General features: G+C 44.1%; 19 protein-coding genes. 4 read left to right on the forward strand and 15 right to left on the reverse strand.

Going from position 1 to position 19,064, the window contains the following annotated elements:
• Positions 1-38: 38 nt before the first annotated feature.
• Positions 39-302, reverse strand: a complete 264-nt coding sequence (locus ACN6KS_RS21465; RefSeq protein WP_371915730.1) for a YqhV family protein — start codon at positions 300-302, stop codon at positions 39-41.
• 302 nt (positions 303-604) lie between these two features.
• On the opposite strand from ACN6KS_RS21465, the gene ACN6KS_RS21470 reads away from it, so the two are divergent.
• Entirely contained in the window at positions 605-1,471 is an 867-nt protein-coding gene (locus ACN6KS_RS21470) for a YitT family protein (RefSeq protein ID WP_081382878.1), read from the forward strand.
• A 287-nt stretch (positions 1,472-1,758) separates the two neighbouring features.
• Here the strand turns inward: ACN6KS_RS21470 and ACN6KS_RS21475 are convergent, their stop codons facing one another.
• The 4 genes from ACN6KS_RS21475 to ACN6KS_RS21490 all read right to left on the reverse strand — a co-directional run bounded on the left by ACN6KS_RS21475 (position 1,759) and on the right by ACN6KS_RS21490 (position 5,573).
• A complete protein-coding gene (locus ACN6KS_RS21475) occupies positions 1,759-3,012 on the reverse strand; it encodes an aspartate kinase (protein ID WP_094874067.1) in 1,254 nt (417 codons plus the stop codon).
• A 321-nt stretch (positions 3,013-3,333) separates the two neighbouring features.
• Positions 3,334-3,891, reverse strand: a complete 558-nt coding sequence (gene efp / locus ACN6KS_RS21480; protein WP_042190473.1) for an elongation factor P — start codon at positions 3,889-3,891, stop codon at positions 3,334-3,336.
• Between the two features lie 45 nt (positions 3,892-3,936).
• Complete coding sequence (locus tag ACN6KS_RS21485; RefSeq protein ID WP_440960448.1) at positions 3,937-5,007, reverse strand: M24 family metallopeptidase; 1,071 nt, start codon at positions 5,005-5,007, stop codon at positions 3,937-3,939.
• Positions 5,008-5,081: 74 nt separating this feature from the next.
• Complete coding sequence (locus ACN6KS_RS21490) at positions 5,082-5,573, reverse strand: YqhR family membrane protein (protein WP_094874065.1); 492 nt, start codon at positions 5,571-5,573, stop codon at positions 5,082-5,084.
• 207 nt (positions 5,574-5,780) lie between these two features.
• Between ACN6KS_RS21490 and ACN6KS_RS21495 the strand changes: the two genes are divergently transcribed.
• Both ACN6KS_RS21495 and ACN6KS_RS21500 read left to right on the forward strand, forming a co-directional pair.
• Positions 5,781-6,728 carry a DUF1385 domain-containing protein gene (locus ACN6KS_RS21495; protein WP_373455847.1) on the forward strand — a complete coding sequence of 316 codons (948 nt, stop codon included), beginning with the start codon at positions 5,781-5,783 and terminating at the stop codon, positions 6,726-6,728.
• A gap of 7 nt (positions 6,729-6,735) precedes the next feature.
• Positions 6,736-7,077 (forward strand): hypothetical protein, encoded by a 342-nt coding sequence (locus tag ACN6KS_RS21500; protein WP_042190481.1) that lies wholly within the window; start codon positions 6,736-6,738, stop codon positions 7,075-7,077.
• 80 nt (positions 7,078-7,157) lie between these two features.
• Here ACN6KS_RS21500 and ACN6KS_RS21505 read toward each other — a convergent pair whose 3' ends face one another.
• The 3 genes from ACN6KS_RS21505 to mntR all read right to left on the reverse strand — a co-directional run bounded on the left by ACN6KS_RS21505 (position 7,158) and on the right by mntR (position 10,542).
• Complete coding sequence (locus ACN6KS_RS21505) at positions 7,158-8,087, reverse strand: patatin-like phospholipase family protein (RefSeq protein WP_280786664.1); 930 nt, start codon at positions 8,085-8,087, stop codon at positions 7,158-7,160.
• 91 nt (positions 8,088-8,178) lie between these two features.
• Entirely contained in the window at positions 8,179-9,810 is a 1,632-nt protein-coding gene (locus ACN6KS_RS21510) for a family 10 glycosylhydrolase (protein WP_341135395.1), read from the reverse strand.
• Between the two features lie 306 nt (positions 9,811-10,116).
• Positions 10,117-10,542, reverse strand: a complete 426-nt coding sequence (mntR, locus tag ACN6KS_RS21515; protein WP_094874060.1) for a transcriptional regulator MntR — start codon at positions 10,540-10,542, stop codon at positions 10,117-10,119.
• Between the two features lie 193 nt (positions 10,543-10,735).
• Here mntR and splB point away from each other — a divergent pair, with 193 nt between their 5' ends.
• On the forward strand, positions 10,736-11,812 hold the full coding sequence (gene splB / locus ACN6KS_RS21520; RefSeq protein ID WP_094874059.1) for a spore photoproduct lyase: 1,077 nt from the start codon (positions 10,736-10,738) through the stop codon (positions 11,810-11,812).
• Here splB and ACN6KS_RS21525 read toward each other — a convergent pair.
• The 7 genes from ACN6KS_RS21525 to ACN6KS_RS21555 all read right to left on the reverse strand — a co-directional run bounded on the left by ACN6KS_RS21525 (position 11,809) and on the right by ACN6KS_RS21555 (position 18,872).
• Positions 11,809-12,522 (reverse strand): cytochrome c biogenesis CcdA family protein, encoded by a 714-nt coding sequence (locus ACN6KS_RS21525; protein WP_341135396.1) that lies wholly within the window; start codon positions 12,520-12,522, stop codon positions 11,809-11,811. The genes splB and ACN6KS_RS21525 overlap by 4 nt on opposite strands.
• Positions 12,523-12,615: 93 nt before the next feature.
• Entirely contained in the window at positions 12,616-13,419 is an 804-nt protein-coding gene (locus ACN6KS_RS21530; protein WP_179281736.1) for a metal ABC transporter permease, read from the reverse strand.
• A 371-nt stretch (positions 13,420-13,790) separates the two neighbouring features.
• On the reverse strand, positions 13,791-14,540 hold the full coding sequence (locus tag ACN6KS_RS21535; protein WP_094874056.1) for a metal ABC transporter ATP-binding protein: 750 nt from the start codon (positions 14,538-14,540) through the stop codon (positions 13,791-13,793).
• 34 nt (positions 14,541-14,574) lie between these two features.
• The gene (locus ACN6KS_RS21540) at positions 14,575-15,558 is read right to left on the reverse strand and encodes a metal ABC transporter substrate-binding protein (RefSeq protein ID WP_341135397.1); all 984 of its coding nucleotides are present in this window, start codon (positions 15,556-15,558) and stop codon (positions 14,575-14,577) included.
• Between the two features lie 223 nt (positions 15,559-15,781).
• Entirely contained in the window at positions 15,782-17,794 is a 2,013-nt protein-coding gene (metG, locus tag ACN6KS_RS21545; protein ID WP_440960449.1) for a methionine--tRNA ligase, read from the reverse strand.
• 350 nt (positions 17,795-18,144) lie between these two features.
• Positions 18,145-18,408: a membrane protein insertion efficiency factor YidD gene (yidD, locus tag ACN6KS_RS21550; protein WP_094874054.1), complete on the reverse strand. Its 264-nt coding sequence runs from the start codon at positions 18,406-18,408 to the stop codon at positions 18,145-18,147.
• 2 nt (positions 18,409-18,410) lie between these two features.
• Complete coding sequence (locus ACN6KS_RS21555) at positions 18,411-18,872, reverse strand: Fur family transcriptional regulator (protein ID WP_094874053.1); 462 nt, start codon at positions 18,870-18,872, stop codon at positions 18,411-18,413.
• Positions 18,873-19,064 lie beyond the last annotated feature (192 nt).

A 19,064-nucleotide genomic window follows, 5' to 3' on the forward strand; every position in this document is an offset into this window, starting at 1 on the left:
TATTTATGCTTGTACGCGCTCAATATGCCTATCATCTATCATTTTTTTAGAATCCCGATTAAGAGAAAGGCTACACCGCAACCGACCCAGCCCAGTTTGCTCCAGGACAACTGCTGAGCCATCCCTGTAAGTCCGATCGCTGTCGTCAATATCAAGATCGTCGGACCTACCAAAGCTAGTCCAGAATTGACTGCGAGCGCCTTGTCTACCTGATTCAACCGCAGCATAATCAGCGCAGCTATAATCTCCGCACTACCCGAGAACAGCCGAAGAGTCGCCATCCAGCTTACATACTTGTCCAATCCACTCCACTCCTAACTTTTACTATTTCATACAAAATGATATTCAGGGCTTGTTTGTCCTTCTCTTATCCATGGATATGCGATAATTACTCACTTTAGACAAGGAGAAATGACAGAATTGTAAGTCCAACTGTGAAAGAGTTCATAGTACACACCTATATAAATAAATATAATCAGTACGATAAAATTATTTTTTACGAACACTTCCATCTGTGGTATCCTTGTTAATTGGAAATATAGTGGGTTTATATTTTCAAAAAGAGCAGACTATAAAGACATAAGAAAAAGAGGGGATTTGTGTCATGCAAGTTCGAAGTTACGGGTTACCGCAAAATATGCGGACCGTAGTCAGACCACTCAAGGAAGTAGCTATCATTATTTTTTCAGCCTTTTTAATTGCAAGCGGGATGCGATTGTTTCTAATTCCTCATCAGCTTCTGAGCGGTGGGGTAGCAGGGGTGGCTTCGGTCGTCGGTTATTTAACGGATCCGAAGTACATTTCTAAGCTTTATTTTGTAATAAACCTCCCTTTAATTGTCTGGGGATTTATTGCAGTGGGGAAAAAATACATCTTACTAAGCTTACTTTCCGTCGTCGCTACCACCTGGTTCATTACCATTATTCCTGAGGTGCAAATGACCAAGGATCCCATTCTTGCAAGTATTTTCGGCGGAGTAATTATTGCTGGCGGCGTTGGTTTTTCTCTCCGTACAGGGGGTTCTTCCGGGGGATTTGATATATTAGGCTCGATTATTTCTCGCAAGCGTGATATTCCAATGGGAAATATCATGTTCCTAATGGATGGATTAGTGATTCTGAGTTTAGGCTTCTTTAAAAGCTGGGATTCCGCCTTATACGCTATGCTCTGTATTTTTGTAAAGAGTAGAGTAGTCGATATGATCCATATTCGCCATGTGAAGCTGACCTGCTTCATCGTTACCAAAGAACGGGAGATGATGCTAACCCGTCTCAGAGAGTTACCTCATGGCATCACTGTCGTCAATGCAGAGGGTGGATACAGTCATGAGGGAAATACCATGCTAATGACGGTAACGACTCGGTATGAGCTTGCAAATCTGCGGAGAACTATTCTTGAGGCAGACCCAAGCTCCTTCGTCAATGTTGTGGAGACTGTAGAGATCCAGGGCCGGTTCAAACGATTAGGATAAAATTCAGGGACTTACCTCCCATGCTGTTATATAGATGAAAAGGAACGCTGCATTCAAATCTGCAGCGTTCCTTTTCATCTATAAGTGATGCTATTTTCTTATTTTTTACTAGCTGAAATATACCAGTCATTCACTTCCTTAGTAATTTCATCACCATTCATTATTCAAGACGCATTATGGCATAACGCCGCAGGAATACCACAACAAACCCGGCTTATAAGACAAAGAGAGGGATGCCCCGCAGCCGTCTGGCTGTAAGGCATCCCTCTTTGTTTACTCAGCAGCTCTTATCGGCGATCTTTAGGACCTCCGACGAAAGCCTGCTCAGTTGTATCTAGATTGTAGGCGGTATGAAGCGCCTGTATGATTGATGGCAAATTGCCTGATTCAATAACGCAAGATACTTTAATCTCAGAAGTGCTGACCATCTTGATGCTTACACCCTCTTGGGAGAGTACATCAAACATTTGAGCTGCTACCCCTGGATGGCTGACCATCCCAGCACCAACGATGGATACCTTCACCAGGTTATCCTCGGAGGTAACTTCACGGTAAGGCAATGTTTTATGAATTTCTTTAATAACTTCCTTCGCCCGATCCAGCTCATCAAGAGAAACTGTAAATGAGAAGTCAGCCTGCTCATTCTGTACACCACTTTGTACGATGATATCTACGTTAACGCCCTCTTCAGCAAGCTTGCCGAAGACCTGAGCGAGTACACCTGGTACATCAGGAACTCCAAGAATACTGACACGTGCTACATTCTTATCAAATGCAATACCACTAACTACGATTCCCTGCTCCATACTTGTTTCCTCCTTCACAACGGTACCTTCATTATGATTAAAGCTCGATCTAACGACCAGCTTAACTTGATGACGCTTAGCGTACTCCACTGCACGTGGATGTAATACAGCTGCTCCCAAATTGGCAAGCTCCAGCATTTCATCGTAAGAGATTTCCTTCAGCTTACGTGCCGTCTTCACGATACGTGGGTCTGTGGAGTAGATACCATCTACATCGGTATAGATTTCGCATACGTCTGCTTCTATAGCAGCAGCCAATGCTACGGCTGTTGTGTCCGAACCACCGCGGCCTAATGTGGTGATCTCACCGTCCACAGTCATTCCCTGAAAGCCTGCAACGATCACGATCTGTTCACGCTCCAAAGACGCTAATACACGGCGCGGGTCAATTTCATTGATACGAGCTCTGCCGTGAGTTTCGTCTGTTCGGAATCCAGCCTGCCATCCTGTATAAGAAACAGCATTCCGCCCGATCCCATGTAGGGCAATGGACAATAGAGCGACGGAGATTTGTTCACCTGTCGTCATCAACATATCCATTTCACGTGCGGGCGGCTGCCCGTTTAGTTGCTTCGCCGTATCGATCAAATCATCTGTTGTATCCCCCATTGCAGATACAACCACAACGCAGCGATGTCCCTCATCTTGCTTGTCTGCGATGCGCCCCGCGACGCGTTTCATTCGTTCAGTGTCGCCGACGGAGCTGCCTCCGAATTTCATAACATAAAGTGACAAAGTCCCATTCACTCCCCATATCGGTCTATGTAGTTGCTTCTAATCGGTTTCCCGCTTTAAATCAGTATAATACGAAAACAGTGCCCTGCGTTAATGGTTTCATAAAAAATTTATTAAAATTCCCCGCTGCGAAAAAAAAGATAAGATCAGCATCCGCCCTTCAGCTGTGCTTATTTTACTCAACTTCCAGTATTTTAATGTGGGTTTCCATGGCATCTTTATCCGTTACTGTTCATAAAAAAACCTCCACCGTATAAACGGGGAGGTTATTCTGGTAATATCTAGGTTATTCTGGTAATATCTAGGTTATGCTTCTATTTCCTACGCGCGGGAGATATATTTACCTTCACGAGTATCAACGAGCAAGATGTCTTCTTCGTTGATGAACAATGGAACCTGAACACTGTGTCCGGTTTCAAGCTTGGCCGATTTCGTAGCACCTTGAGCCGTGTTTCCTTTAACGCCAGGCTCAGTTTCAACAACCTTAAGCTCTACGCTGGTAGGAAGGTTGATCCCAAGAATCTCACCTTTATAACTAACGATGTTTACAGTCATGTTCTCTTTAAGGAAATTCAATTCCCATTCCAATTGCTTTTCGGACAATTCGAATTGGTCATAAGTTTCGTTATCCATGAATACATGGTCCGATCCACTGGCATAGAGATATTGTACACCACGGTTTTCGATAATAGCACGGCCAATCGTTTCACCTGCACGGAATGTACGCTCTACTGTATTACCGTTACGTAGGTTCTTAAGCTTGGAACGGACAAATGCTGCGCCTTTACCTGGCTTAACGTGTTGGAAATCAATAACGGTAAAAATATCTCCTTCTACCTCTACGGTCAAACCTGTTTTAAAATCATTTACTGAAATCACTAAAATCCCTCCAAAATTATAATTAATCTACTACATCACGCTTACTTACAGTACTGTATATTCTTTAGACGAATGGGTCAGCAGTGATATTCCGCTCTCTGTGATCACAATGTCATCTTCAATACGTACTCCGCCAATGCCCGGCAAATAAATACCAGGCTCCACAGTTACAACCATCCCCGGCTGCATAATATCGTCACTAAGTTTAGACAAACGCGGCCACTCATGAACTTCCATTCCAAGTCCATGGCCTGTGCTGTGTCCAAATTGTTCACCATATCCGTAGCTAGCAATGATATCACGTGCCAAGGCATCACATTCCCGTCCAGTCATACCCGGCTTGATATGTGCTAAAGTATGTAGCTGAGCTTCCAGCACAATATCATAGATCTCTTTCAGCTTCGGATCCGGTGCTCCGAGTGCAATGGTTCTTGTCACATCTGAACAATAGCCATCAAGTAATGCACCGAAATCAAGGGTAATGAATTCATTGCCTTGAATTACGCGGCTGCTTGCTACGCCGTGTGGCATGGACGAACGTTCGCCTGAAGCAACAATCGTATCAAACGATGAAGAAGTTGCACCATGGGTACGCATATAAAATTCCATTTCCAAATCAACATCGCGCTCAGTCATACCCGGCTTGATCACGTTCAGAATATGACTGAATGTAGCATCGGCCAGATCTGCTGCACGTTGCATAACGGCAAGCTCATCCTCATCCTTGAACATACGAAGGTCTTCCACAGCTTTGGAAATTGGAACTAACACTGCCGGCTTAAGTGCTTCTGCATATGCGGTGTACGCGCTGAATGAAACATCATCCTGTTCGAAACCAATACGTACCTCTTTACCAGAAGGCAGAAGCTCGCGAACTGTATCAATGAATTTAGTTGTATGCTCTACAACTTTAACCCCCATTGCTTGGTCCGCGGCCTGTGTCATATACCTGAAGTCAGTCAGCAGATAACAATCATCACTTGTCACCAGTACATAACCGGACGATCCGGTAAATCCACTTAAATAGCGGCGGTTATAACCGCTAGTTATCAACATTGCATCCAATCCTTGATCCTGCAAAACCTTACGCAGCTTGGAGACACGCTTGTTACCCATTTTCATTCTCCTCTCGAAATAGCCACATTGTATTTTAACATAGGGATATCCCCTTGAGAAGTTTTTTCGCGCCGTTAGGCAAGCGCTGTACTTTGCTCACGCTTCCGTTCGTCCGTATACTCAATTGCTGCTGTATATCCAATGAACATTCCCCATAGCAGAAAAATACAGAACTCACTAATGACCGTGTTCCACGGCAGCTTGAATGGGGGCTGCATAAGAAACATCTGAGAACCAGGAATAAATATAATCGCCCACCATAAAATGCCGTAGACTAGGCCTGGCCAAGGCCCCTTCAGCTTACGGAGAACCAGTACGTACAGCATAGAAGCGATGACCGAAAATACAATAAACATCATATATCCCACGAAATGTCCAAATGCTGTTGTCAAAAACGCATGTTTGAAGAAAGGCTCTGCTATAAAGCCAGGGCTGACTTGGGTAAAACTGAACCAATAAACTAGCCAATGAAGCCCACCCCAAATTAATCCTGCAAAAAAACCTAATTCGAGTGCAAAAAGCCAAATATTTGTATGCCCCGATTGTTGTTGATGAGATTTGCTCATGAAATTGCCTCGCTTTCTTTATTTTCAATGCCGATTTATCTCTCGTTCTCTCTAGAAGATAGTATGTACAGCAAAAGGCGATCCAACTAGTAATGTCTTCAAAAATTAGTTACAATGTATTATATAAATCATATTAAATACGAGAAGGTGAATTGGTTGTCCCAGGAAACTCCCAGTTACGGCGGCCAAGCCGTCATTGAAGGTGTCATGTTCGGCGGTAAGCATATCAATGTAACAGCCGTACGACGCAAGAATCAGGAAATCACTTTTTTAGAAGTACCCAAAAGCGATAAGAGCTGGGTCACGAAACTGCGCAAGATTCCGCTGCTTCGCGGCCTTGTCAGTATTATAGATGCCAGCGCTAAAGGCTCTAAGCACTTGAACTATTCTGCCGAATCCTACGCTGAAGATGAATTGGAACCGGAAGATCTTGAGAAGGAAAAAGCGAAGCCGAAGAAAAAGGATGAGGGCTGGAGCCTTGGAATGATTTTTGGCGTTGCTGTAATGGGTATTCTCTCCTTCTTGTTCGGAAAGCTCATTTTTACGCTTGTTCCGGTATTTGTAGAGGATTTTTTATTTAAAAATGTATTTGATAACTACGTACTGCACAACCTCATAGAAGGCGGCATCAAAATGATTCTTTTGCTGGTCTATTTATGGGCGATTTCTCAAACACCTGTGATCAAACGACTGTTCCAGTATCACGGTGCCGAACATAAAGTCATCAGCGCTTTTGAAGCGGGTGAAGAACTGACTGTTCAGAACGTTCAGAAATACAGCCGTCTGCATTACCGCTGTGGAAGTAGCTTTATGATGCTGACGATTATCCTCGGTGTGATCATTTACTCCGTAGTCCCATGGGATAATCTTTGGGAACGAGTGATCCAGCGGATTATCTTGTTACCCGTCGTAATTGGTGTATCGTTCGAAGTTCTAAAGGGAACCAATGCGGTAAGAGAAGTACCAGGCCTTAAATATCTGGGTTACCCTGGATTGTGGCTGCAACTCCTTACAACCAAAGAGCCAAAAGACGATCAGGTAGAAGTATCTATTGCCTCTTTTAACCGTATGCGTGAGCTTGATGCTGCGATTGAAGCAAGAGGATATTCGGAGGCAAGTGTGTCAGGCGGCATATTGGATCCTGCGAAAGGATGAGTGATCTATGATCAGGCATGCTTTAATTTTTTGGATTACGGTTACGCTTGCGATTTTCGGTTTTGTGATTGGAGTCTTGACTGAGCCCTTCTTTACGCTGTCGAAGCTGATTCTCCCCTTAGTACTGTTAGCAATCATTTATTATGCTTACAAAAAAATGGGACCAGGCAAATACGCTCGTAGCAGCAGTGGATCTAAGGTTAAAGTGAAGCCTTCCCAGAAGACCATGTCAAAGGTAGCAGGAATTCGCAAGACTCAAGCTGCACCAGGCAAACGCAAAAGCTATCCTTTCCAAGTGATCGAAGGAAGTAAAGGGAAAAATGACGATCAGCTTCCGAAGTATCACTAACTTCATAAGAACTCCAAAAAGCATCTCCACGTTTTAAGTAACGTGCGGGATGCTTTTTTCTCATATGGATAACGCGCTCGTTATCTTGGTCGCCACTCCTTAAAGAAATCTTCTCCTGCTTTGAGTCCGGCAGCATACATTTCATCGCTTTGCGCTTTTGTAATTTCAAATTGAGTCGTCCCAATCCCAAGCGTAGGAATTTTTACCGTGCGAACAAATTTATCCCCTTCAATAAACTTTTCATCATGAGCAGAGAGCATGGTAGTTACCAAGGCTTGGAGCATACTGAATGGCCCTCTGATTTTATGCGGCTGTGGATCGGTCTTACCTACCGTTTGATAACCTACCGTAGGAATTCTGTTCCCAGGTTGTATACTCCCATTATTCTTGCCGTCAAATAGCCACAAAGGAAAATTACTCAAGAGCCCACCATCTACAACATACACAAACTGCTCGGTAAAGGATTTCCCTCTAGCTGCTTGCCCGTTCAGTCTTAACATCACAGGATCAAAAAAATAAGGAATGCTGCAGCTCATTCGCACTGCCTTGGCCACTTCAAAATGCTCCGGAGAGATCCCATACTGCTCCAAGCCATCTGGCAACACCAATATCCTTCCATTTGTGATATCGGATGCGATGATAGATAATTTACCTGCAGGCAGATCACGGAAGGTGATGATTCCCTTTTTCAGTAATAATGCTCTTATCCAGGACTCCAAGGCTTCCCCAGAATATAATCCTTTCTTCAATAACACTCGCAGCGCAGGACCAACGATAGCAGTATTGTAAACGGGGCCTCGCTTCAGAAACGATGAAAAGGATGTTCCTTGGATGATCCGACACATTTCCTTCCCCTCATAGCCCGCTGCTAGTAAAGTGGCTACAATCGAACCTGAGGAGCTTCCTGCTACCCTTTTAAAAGTCCAGCCTGCCCTTTCTGTAGCTTCAACTGCTCCCGCAAGAGAAATCCCCTTTACGCCTCCTCCTTCAAATACTGCGTTAATCTCCATACACAAAAATCCCCCGTTTCCCATAGATTCTATTGCTTATCTATGAGCACGGGGGAACATTCATGACTCCTTATGAATAACAACTAATCGATTAGGACTTAAAATAAAAGGTCAATAAGCTCGACAATCCGAACGGATTGCGGACTACGACGTCATTCGCTCTAAACATAATACTACCTGCAACTTCTTCGTACTTCTCATTATATTTGAGCTGATTAATAATTTGATCCCCACTTTGCCATTCAGCCTTTTGATCACTGGCTCCGACCTTATAGCCGGCTAACCCGATGTAGAGTTTAACATTCGTATTCTCGACTTCTTTAACCCACCAATCTACTAACTTGTCATAACGTGCTGTGCTAAAGGACAAACTCCAATAAATTTGCGGAGCGACATAATCAATCCAGCCCTGCTTAATCCATGTCCGAACATCCGCATACATGCTGTCATAAGCAGTTACCCCTGCACTAGTGTCCGAACCTGTACTATCATTTTTAATATTTCGCCATACTCCAAATGGACTGATCCCATAAGAAGCCTTAGGTTTCACCTTATGAATCTGTTCTCCCAACTGACGGACAAATTCATTAATATTATCTCGGCGCCAATCAGCTTTAGAAAGCTTTTTCGTATTATAGGTAGAATAAGCAGCATCATCGGCAAAAGTAACATTTGAAGGATAAAAATAATCATCCAAATGGACACCATCGACATCGTAACCTTTAACCACTTCCATCACCGTGTCGATGATATGTTGGCGAGCCTCCGGAATACCTGGATTAATGTATTTCTTACCCTCGGCATTCACAATCCATTCTGGATGTGCTTTTGCCACATGGTTACTTGCTAACGCTGAGGTGGAAGCATCTGTCGTTGCACGGAACGGGTTGAACCAAGCATGAAACTGCATGCCGCGGGAATGCGCAGCACTGACCATATAACTTAGAGGATCATACCCCGGATTCTTCCCTTGTGTACCCGTCAATACCTTAGACCAAGGCACTAAAGTCGATGGGTACAGACTATCTGCTGAAGGTCTTACCTGAACAAATACAGCATTAAAGCCAACAGCTTTGAGTTTGTCCAACAAATTATCAAACTCCTGCTTTTGTTTCGTTTCATTTCCTGCAGAAGACGTTGAAGGCCAGTCTAGGTTAAACACCGTGGAGATCCAGGCTCCCTTCATCTCCTTACTAGTTGATCCACCAGGGAGAGTAGGTAATGTTGGTTCGGTTGGTGTCGTTGGTGTCGTTGGTTTTTCTGGATCGACAGATTGTGGCGGTTCAATGTTTGAGATCAAAGAAATATGCTTATTGACCTGATCCCATAACACCTGCAATCCCAATTGCTCACTTACAAAACGAATCGGTACCATTACCCGCCCCTGCTTAATCTGTACGGAGGTATCCAGCGCTACCGAAGCATCGTTAACCATTGCATTTTTCTGGCCACTGGTCAGCTTAAGGAGCATATCTCCTTGAGTAATGGTTACAGTTTTACTATTTTGATTCCATACTACGCCGGCATTTAATCCTTTACTGATCACACTAATGGGCACCATCGTTACATTAGAAGTTGTGATATATGGGGGCACATCACTAACCAGCGCCTCTCCATCCAGTTCAATGGTAATTTGCACCGCTGCGGCACGTGCACCAGGTGACCATAAAGGCAGAAACAACATAATTACTAACAAGCTTAACATCCATTTACGATAATTCATAATTCCTCCCCAAATCTAAAAAATATGTATCCAAAAAAACGAAAAAAACGGATAAATCCTTCATGCAGATGAGTGAGTGCCTCCTTCTAAAAAGGTGGTCTCTGTCTCTGCAAAAAATATAAGAAGTATCGGATAAAGCTCATACTCTCTTATATTTTTAAAAAGGACTGTATCCGTTTTGACGCTAAAAACTGGAAAAGGTTGCACTAAACAAAATAGAAACGGCTATACTATCCACAGCCTATGCTCAAGAAAGCCTTGCTACGCATAACTTTTAGGGCAGTATCCGTTTCGGGAAAAAACATTTCAAGAATCGCTTGCTAGTTCGTTGTGAATCGCATATAAAGTCTGTACACGTTCTTCGTCGCGGCGGAAATATTCTACCAACGTTTCAATACGCGTAATCGAATCCCAACTTAAGTGATGCTCGATTCCTTCGACATCATTATAAATGTATTCCTGCTGTACTCCGATCAACCCGAGGAATTCCTCCAATAGTTGATGACGATCAACTAGACGTTTTCCTACTTTTTTCCCTTTGGTGGTTAGGACAAGCCCACGATATTTCTCATAGATGAGATATTCGTCCTTATCCAGTTTTTGGATCATCTTGGTCACAGAGGAGGGGTGTACTTCCAGTCCCTCGGCAATATCCGAGACCCGCGCATAACCTTTCTCATCTATGAGCTTGTATATGCGCTCCAAATAATCCTCCATGCTGGGTGTTGGCATTAAACTTTACCTCTTTTCTATAATGAGCATGGCGCCGGGCCAAACCTTGCTCTAACAATGATACATGTTTCTAACGCACCTTGGCAAGTCCTTCAAAGGAACTTACAGAGGAGTTGCACATGTTTGCCATGCTTCTATTGGGGCTGAGTTAGACATAATAAACATACTCGTCATTCCAAAGGAGCGTGAAAGTATGACTATAGTGACGCCGGAGTCCACTACTGTAAAAAGAACCAGAAAACCTACTGCGCTTTTTCTTCCAGAGCTTGTTTTCTTCGAGCCGGATGCTTTAAATTACCCTAAAGGTGAAAAAATCATGGAATGGGTAAAAGCTAACAATATCCCTTATCGTATGACCACATCACATAATCGAATTATGAATTTCCCTGGTGAAACTGAAGTCGAGCAATATAAAATTGCCAAAAGAACGCTTGTTGTAGGCCTACGCAAAACTTTGAAATTTGACCAATCCAAGCCATCGGCTGATTATGCTATTCCCATTGCCACGGGCTGTATGGGGCACTGCCATTATTGCTATTTGCAGACTACCTTAGGAGCAAAGCCCTACATTCGCGTATATGTAAACACAGGTGACATTATAGATGCTGCCAAAAAATATATTGAGGAGCGTAATCCAGAAATCACCACCTTCGAAGCTGCCTGCACATCAGATCCACTAGGACTTGAGCATATTACTGGTTCTCTGGCAGAACTAATTACATTTATGGCAAAAGAGCCCCTTGGCCGTCTGCGCTTTGTGACCAAATACCAACATGTTGAACCCCTGCTTGCTTTGGAGCATAACGGGCATACCAGAGTTCGCTTCAGCGTGAATGCAGATTATGTGATCAAGAACTTCGAGCCTGCCACCTCCCGCTTTGAGGAGCGTATTGAGGCTGCTGGAAAGGTAGCAAGGGCGGGTTATCCACTTGGCTTTATCATTGCCCCAATTATTTGGTATGACGGCTGGCAAGAAGGCTATGCAGAGCTACTGGCCAAGTTAGCCCAGACCCTCCCCCCTGAAGTTGGAAAAGGATTAACCTTCGAAATGATTCAGCATCGATTCACCAAAACCGCCAAGACGGTTATAGAGAAGCGCTACCCCAAATCCAAGCTAGAGATGGACATGGAGAAGCGTAAGAAGAAATGGGGACGCTGGGGACAAAATAAATATGTCTATCCCGATGAACAGCAAACCGCCCTGCGAGAGTTTATCACAGAGCGGATATTCGAACATTTTCCGGAAGCAGGAATTGATTATTTCACCTAAAAAATGAGCCAATCTGGCGTGATTCCCTGCAGCCATACTGTGATCCGAAACATTTGATCTGTAAAGAGCAGAACGCCCATAAATACCATGAGAACGCCACCAATCTTCATCAGCACATTTGAATATTTAAGGATACGTCTGGCTCCTCCAAGAAAGAAGGCCAAGACAAAGAATGGCAATGCGAACCCGATGCTATAAGCCGTAATTAATGTGAACCACGTGCCGGGCTCACTTGCGGAAAGTGCGATAATTGCGGTCAAAATCGGTCCAATACATGGAGACCAGCCTGCAGAAAAACCGATCCCAAATATAAATGAACCCATATATCCGGCCGGCTTCCATTTTAAATCAAGCTTACGCTCGCGAAGTAGAAATTGCGGCTGAAAGATCCCAAGCAGAAATAATCCCATCACAATAATCAGAATCGCGGATAATTGCCGGATCAGATCACGATGACCATTAAAAAATTGTCCGAATAGTCCGGCACCAAATCCCAGCGTGTAAAAAACCGCTGAAAAACCTAAAATAAAGGCCAATGTATGAGTTATGGTGCGTATACGGATTTCTTTGGTATTCGCACCTGATTTCAATTGTTGAACAGATAATCCGGTTATATACGATAAGTAAGAGGGATAAAGCGGCAAACAGCAAGGGGATATAAACGATGCTACCCCTGCTGCTAAGGCTATTCCTGCATTGATATTAGACAAGGTAGCGGCTCTCCTTCCGGCATTCGAGTCACTTCAGGGAAATATTTGTAGCTCCATCCTATAAAATCGCATACCGTATATTTTATTCGCTGTTTATGCGGGCAAACCCTTTTTACCGATCAAAGTCAACACTAATAGGGATATGAGTAAAAGCACAATGGTAGCACCAGGGGCCAGATTCCAAACTCCTGCAACTACTAATCCGCCTACAACAGCTATTTCCGAAATGATGACGGATAGAATGACTGAGGATTTAAAGCTTCGAGATAACAATAAGCTGATAGCCACCGGAATGGTCAGTAGAGCAGATACGAGCAACGATCCGACAATTTTGATCGCAGTACTGATTACAAGCGCCGTCAGAATGGTAATTAGCATGTTCAGCAGCTTCACTGGCAGTCCGCTTACACTTGCAGCATCCTCTTCAAAGCTAAGCAAAAAGAACTCTTTAAAGAACATCGTAACCACTACTACTACTGCAATCGTCACAATCCCCACAACGATTAAATCAGTATTATTTAGCGTATAAATGCTACCGAACAAGTAACTCATAACATCTGCATTATAACCTTTTCCTAAGGTGAAAAAGAGTGAGGCTAAAGCCACCCCGCCAGACATAATGATGGCAATCGAGAGCTCTGCATAACTCTTATAAGCCTTGCGAAGCTTCTCTATCGCGAAGGAAGCCACCACTGCAAAAATAAGACCGGCTCCCAGCGGGTAGAAGCCTGTTAAAAAGCCAAGTGCTACACCGGCTATTGTAACGTGAGCCAGCGTGTCCCCTATCATAGATAAACGTCTGAGCACAAGAAAAACGCCTATAAGCGGCGCTGTAATACCTATCAGAAGACCGCCCGCAAGCGCTCGCTGAAAAAAATCGCTAAATAGAATTTCCAACTTTAACTCTCCTCCGTAGAACAATTGAAACATTTTTAAAAGCTTTTATTAAAATCTTTTTTCGATCCCTCCCAAACCCTCCCTTCCAAGGGAGGGCCCCAAGGGCTCTGCCCTCTGGACACCCGTCAAGTGCAACTGGCGTAGGAGGTGGGGTTACTGAACTTAGATGGCGCGAGGTAAGATCGCTTTCGCCCCTTACGGGGCACGCTTACAGCGTCACGTTATTTAGATACGGAAAGGATTAGATGAAGATTGAGATCAATAGAAATGCAACCAAACAATAAATAATTATCTCTAATTTCCACTCTCCAGCTCTATGTACGCTCCCCAATAATCGAGGGCTCCCTCTACTACCAGAGTTTAAGTATGACCTAAGAGAGCGTGTGCTGCAGGTTCTCTTCCGTACAATTCTGCAAATCATGAGAGTGACGGGAGAAAAAGTTAATCTTACCGTTCGTTTGCACAGGTTCATTCCCTAAGTAATTCTTAATCATGTCGATATCATGCGACACCATAAGGAATGTCATATGATGATGAGCATGCATATGTGTAATTAAATCAAAGAATCCTGCTTGTGATTCAGCATCAATACCGACTGTAGGCTCATCCAAAATCAAGAGATCCGGATGGTTGATCAGCGCACGCGCGAGAAATACACGCTGCTGCTGGCCGCCTGAGAGCTGGCCTACTCTTTTCTCCGCAATATCCTGTATTCGCATCACTTCCAGCGCATCTTCGCACTGACGATGCTGAGCCTTAGATACTCTTCGAATAATATTCTTGTTGTTGTACAAACCAGATAGCACTACTTCCCGCACCGTTGCTGGAAACAGGGGATTGAAGGCGTTCTTTTGTGGAACATAACCAATCCGTTCCCAGTCTTTAAACTTGCGGACAGGCGTTCCGAATAATTTGATTTCACCACTACTGGCTGGAAGCAAACCGACGATCATCTTCATCAATGTTGTTTTACCAGCGCCATTAGAACCAATGATACCGAGGAAGTCTCGTTCTCTTACACTATAGTTAAGATTTGAGATCACCTTCTGTTCGCCATATGAAAATGAAAGATCCTGTATATCGATGATATGCTGATGGCAGTCCAAGGATACCGATTGCATACTTAAGCACCGCCTTTTCCTTATACTATCCTTTTTATTGTAAAGCCATAATCAGATTTTGCAAATTTTTCTCCATCAATGTGAAGTAGTTATCCCCATTCTTTTCTTGCTCCGCAGTAAGACCCTCTACTGGATTAAGCACCATAGTGGACACACCGGCTTCAGCTGCTAATGTCTTTGCGAGTTTATCGGAGACCAGTTCTTCAAAAAAGATATACCGAATGTTCTCCTCTTTAACCATCTTCGCCAGTTTGACTAGATCCTGTCCACGCGGCTCAGCATCTGGGGATAATCCCATAATCGCATGCTGCTCAAGTTTATAGTCACGGGCAAGATAGGAGAACGCTTGGTGCGAAACTACAATTTTGTGATTAGGCAGCTTGCTAAGCTCCTGTTCAAACTTACTATCCAATGCTTGTAAACGTTCAGCAAGCTTATTGTAACGATCTTCATAACCATCTTTATGCTCCGGGTCCACGGACTGAAGGCTTTCTTTTATATTACGAGCCATGATCATCGCTGATTTCGGACTTACCCAGGTATGTGGGTCTGTATGCAGACTGTCCCCAGAGGTATGGCTACTATGATCAGCATCTTCTTCACTGCTTCCCCCGTGATCATGTCCGTCCTCTTCATCGGTCATTATTAAATCAATACCTTTACTTACTTCAACGGCTTCCACCTTGCTGCTACTATCCAGTCCTTTTAGAAAATTAGGAACCCATCCCTCAAGCCCTGCTCCATTGTACAGGAACAATTGCGCTTTAGAGGTATTGATAATATCTTGACTGCGCGGTGTCCAATCATGTGGCTCTACGCCAACCGGAAGCAAATTAATGGCATTTATATCATCTCCACCAATTTCCCGAGTAAACTCATAAATAGGATAAAACGTGGTTACAACATTTACTTTCCCTTCAACTATACTTCCACTGCTCTTAGGTCCACATGCAGAAAGTGTAAATACAAGCACTAGTGCAAGTATGAGTAGGCTTATTCGTGACTTCATAGCAACCATTAAATGGATCTCCCTCTCAAATCGTAATCTTTACTATCAGAAGTATAATAGTAATTATTACGATAAGTCAATAATAAATCATCTAGATCAGATGACCCAGCACTTTATCCCTGCTTGCTTTTACTTAGAAAAAAGGAATGTTCCCACAGCCTAACTGGCTGAAGGAGCATTCCTTTTCTTTTATAACCCATTGCAATTATATATTCTATCTATATAACCGCTCTTACTTCACAATAGCTCCGTTTGGCATGCTGTCTGGAACTGTGGCGAGAGTTAACTGATCACCTTTGGAAGCCGCTAGAATCATCCCTTGCGACAATTCACCACGCAGTTTCACTGGTTTCAGGTTCACAATACAAATCACTTTTTGTCCTACCAGTTCTTCAGGTGTGTAAAACTTCGCAATACCAGAAACGACTTGACGCTGCTCATAACCTAGATCCAGTTGCAGCTTCAGCAGTTTATCGGCTTTCTTCACAGGCTCAGCTGCAATGACTTGAGCTACTCGAAGCTCAGCCTTGGCGAAATCGTCGATGCCGATCTCTTCTTTATGCTCTTCCTCAGGCTCGGATACCGCAGGGGCAGCAGGGGCTGTTTCAGTTACTTCAGCAGCCGACTTACCTGCGCCCATGGCTTCGGCGATATAAGCTACCTCTTGCTCCACATCCAGACGCGGGAAGATTGGATTGCCTTTCACCAGCTTCGTTCCTGCCGGAATCAGACCGAAAGTCTTTCCACTGTCCCATGTCGTCAGCTCGCCTGCTTCAATGCCAAGCTGTTCCCAAATCTTCGCTGGGGTTTGCGTCAAGAACGGCTGCAGCAGGATAGAAGCGGTGCGCAGGCCTTCCACGAGATGTCTCATCACGGAAGCCAGCTCGGCAGTTCTATTCTCATCCTTAGCAAGCATCCAAGGCTGTGTCTCATCAATATATTTATTGGTGCGGCTGATAAAGGTTCCAATAGCAGTCAGTGCTACGGAGAACTCCATTTTTTCCATCGCTTCTTCTACTTTGGCATAAGTATTCTCTGCCGCCGCTTGAAGCTCACCATCAAAGGCAGTTACATTTCCTTCATACGCCGGAAGTTCTCCTCCGAAATACTTCTCTACCATCGCACCTGTTCGGTTCAACAGGTTACCAAGGTCATTAGCAAGATCATAGTTAACCCGATCGACAAAGCTTTCAGGTGTGAATGTACCATCCGAACCAAACGGTACTTCCCGCAGCAGATAATAACGCAGTGCATCCAAGCCGTAACGATCAATCAGTGTAACTGGATCTACTACGTTCCCTTTAGACTTCGACATTTTGCCATCCTTCATAAGCAGCCAGCCATGTGCAAACACCTTTTTCGGAAGAGGTTCACCCAGCGCCATTAGAATGATCGGCCAGTAAATCGTATGGAAACGAACGATTTCTTTGCCCACAATATGTACATCAGCAGGCCAGAAATTATCGTACAGACTGCGATCCTCGGAACCGTAGCCCAGAGCAGTAATGTAGTTCGTCAACGCATCGATCCATACATACACTACATGCTTTTCGTCCCCTTTAACTTTAACTCCCCAATCGAAGGTCGTACGGGAAACTGCAAGATCCTCCAGACCAGGTTTGATAAAGTTATTGATCATTTCATTCTTACGGGATTCCGGCAAAATAAACTCCGGATTCTCCTCATAAAATTGCAGCAAACGATCTGCATATTTACTCATCCGGAAGAAATAACTCGCTTCTTTCACCAGTTCAACGGGATGACCGCTATCAGGGCTTTTTGCGCCAATGATTACGCCATTGTCATCTCGAACAATATCAACCAATTGTGTTTCTGTATAGAAGGTTTCATCCGGAATACTGTACCAGCCTTCATATTCGCCTTTATAGATGTCACCTTGCTTGAGCAGTCGATCAAAAATATCCTGAACAACCTTTTTATGACGTTCTTCCGTTGTACGGATGAAGTCATCGTTTGAGATGTCTAGCTTGCGCCATAATTCCTTAATGCCAACAACGATGTCATCTACGAACTGCTGAGGGGTTTTACCTGCTTCCTCTGCCTTCCGTTCAATCTTTTGACCATGCTCGTCTGTACCTGTAAGATACCTTACATCATAGCCGCGTAGACGTTTGTAGCGGGCCATTGCATCTCCAGCTACGGTAGAATAAGCATGTCCGATATGCAGCTTATCACTCGGATAGTAAATAGGTGTAGTCAAGTAAAAAGTTTTCTTCTCACTCATTGATTCATCATCCTTTCTTTCATAAAAAGACAAAAAACTCCCGCCCCTATCATGGGGCGAGAGTATAACTCACGCGATACCACCCAAATTTCCTGTCTCTTCACAGAGAACAGGCTTCGCCAGTTCCCTCTTGGGAACTGTCCATTAACGCTGGAACACGCCGTTATCTTACACGAACCTCAATTGCAGTTCCCGCTCGAACACGGTTCCTCCCGGACCATATTCAATCTAACGCTCCATACCGGCTTTCAGCTCGTTCCGGCTCTCTGTAATGGACGTACCGATTTACTTATCCGTTCCTCGGAATTCATACTATTATCTGTGAATATACCCAATGGTATGGGCTTGTGTCAAGTCACACGGGCAGAATCCTTCTTCGCAGGGTGTTCCTCAAGAGGCGGAACCGGATCAAGTCCCCCTGGATGGAAGGGATGGCATCTAGCAATCCGCTTGGCAGCAAGCCACGAACCTTTCACAGGACCATGGACTTCAATAGCTTCAAGCGCATAAGCAGAGCAGGTTGGATAGAAGCGACAAGTTGCAGGCTTAATCGGGGAAATGTACTTGCGGTACACCCGAATGGGAGCCTGAATCGTTCTACGTAGGGTTGCCATTTCTAAACTCCTTTTTTGCTATCTGCCGCTGCGATTAGTTCTTCTTCCCGGTTCTCTTCACATTCTTTGCAATAACCGAACACCTCAAATTTATGCTTGACTACCCGGAATTGATCAGGTGTATCCGTTAAATTCATCGGGCAGAAATTAATCGGGTAGGTTTTCTCGCATTGAAGGCAGATCATATGATGATGGTGATCCTGATGATTACAGCTTCCCTTGAATTTCACTCCGTCTTCAAAGACGATTTGCTCAAGTACACCAAGCTCTTCCATTACACGCAGATTGCGGTACACGGTATCAAAGCTAAGTCCGCTATACTTGCGGCCCATATGCTCATAGACATCCTTCGCTGACAAATAACCCTTATTCTCGCCGAATAACTTGGCAAGCGTTTTGCGTTGGTCGGTGATTCGCAGACCTTGCCCCGACATGACCTCTAATATTTGTTCTGTCGACAGCATACGCTCATCTCCCATAACATTTCAGTTCATTTGTAATTCACTCTCTTAATAATGCCCCAAAATAAATGCCCCGTCAATGAAACAACCAAGCGTATGAGCGCTCATCAGTTTAAATTCATACATTTAAATACAAAAAGTCCGGCTGAGTATTCCTTTACGGAATATTCAGCCGGACTTTTATTTCAGGTGAAT

This window comes from Paenibacillus nitricinens, assembly GCF_052056485.1.
Taxonomy (GTDB): domain Bacteria; phylum Bacillota; class Bacilli; order Paenibacillales; family Paenibacillaceae; genus Paenibacillus_AQ; species Paenibacillus_AQ nitricinens.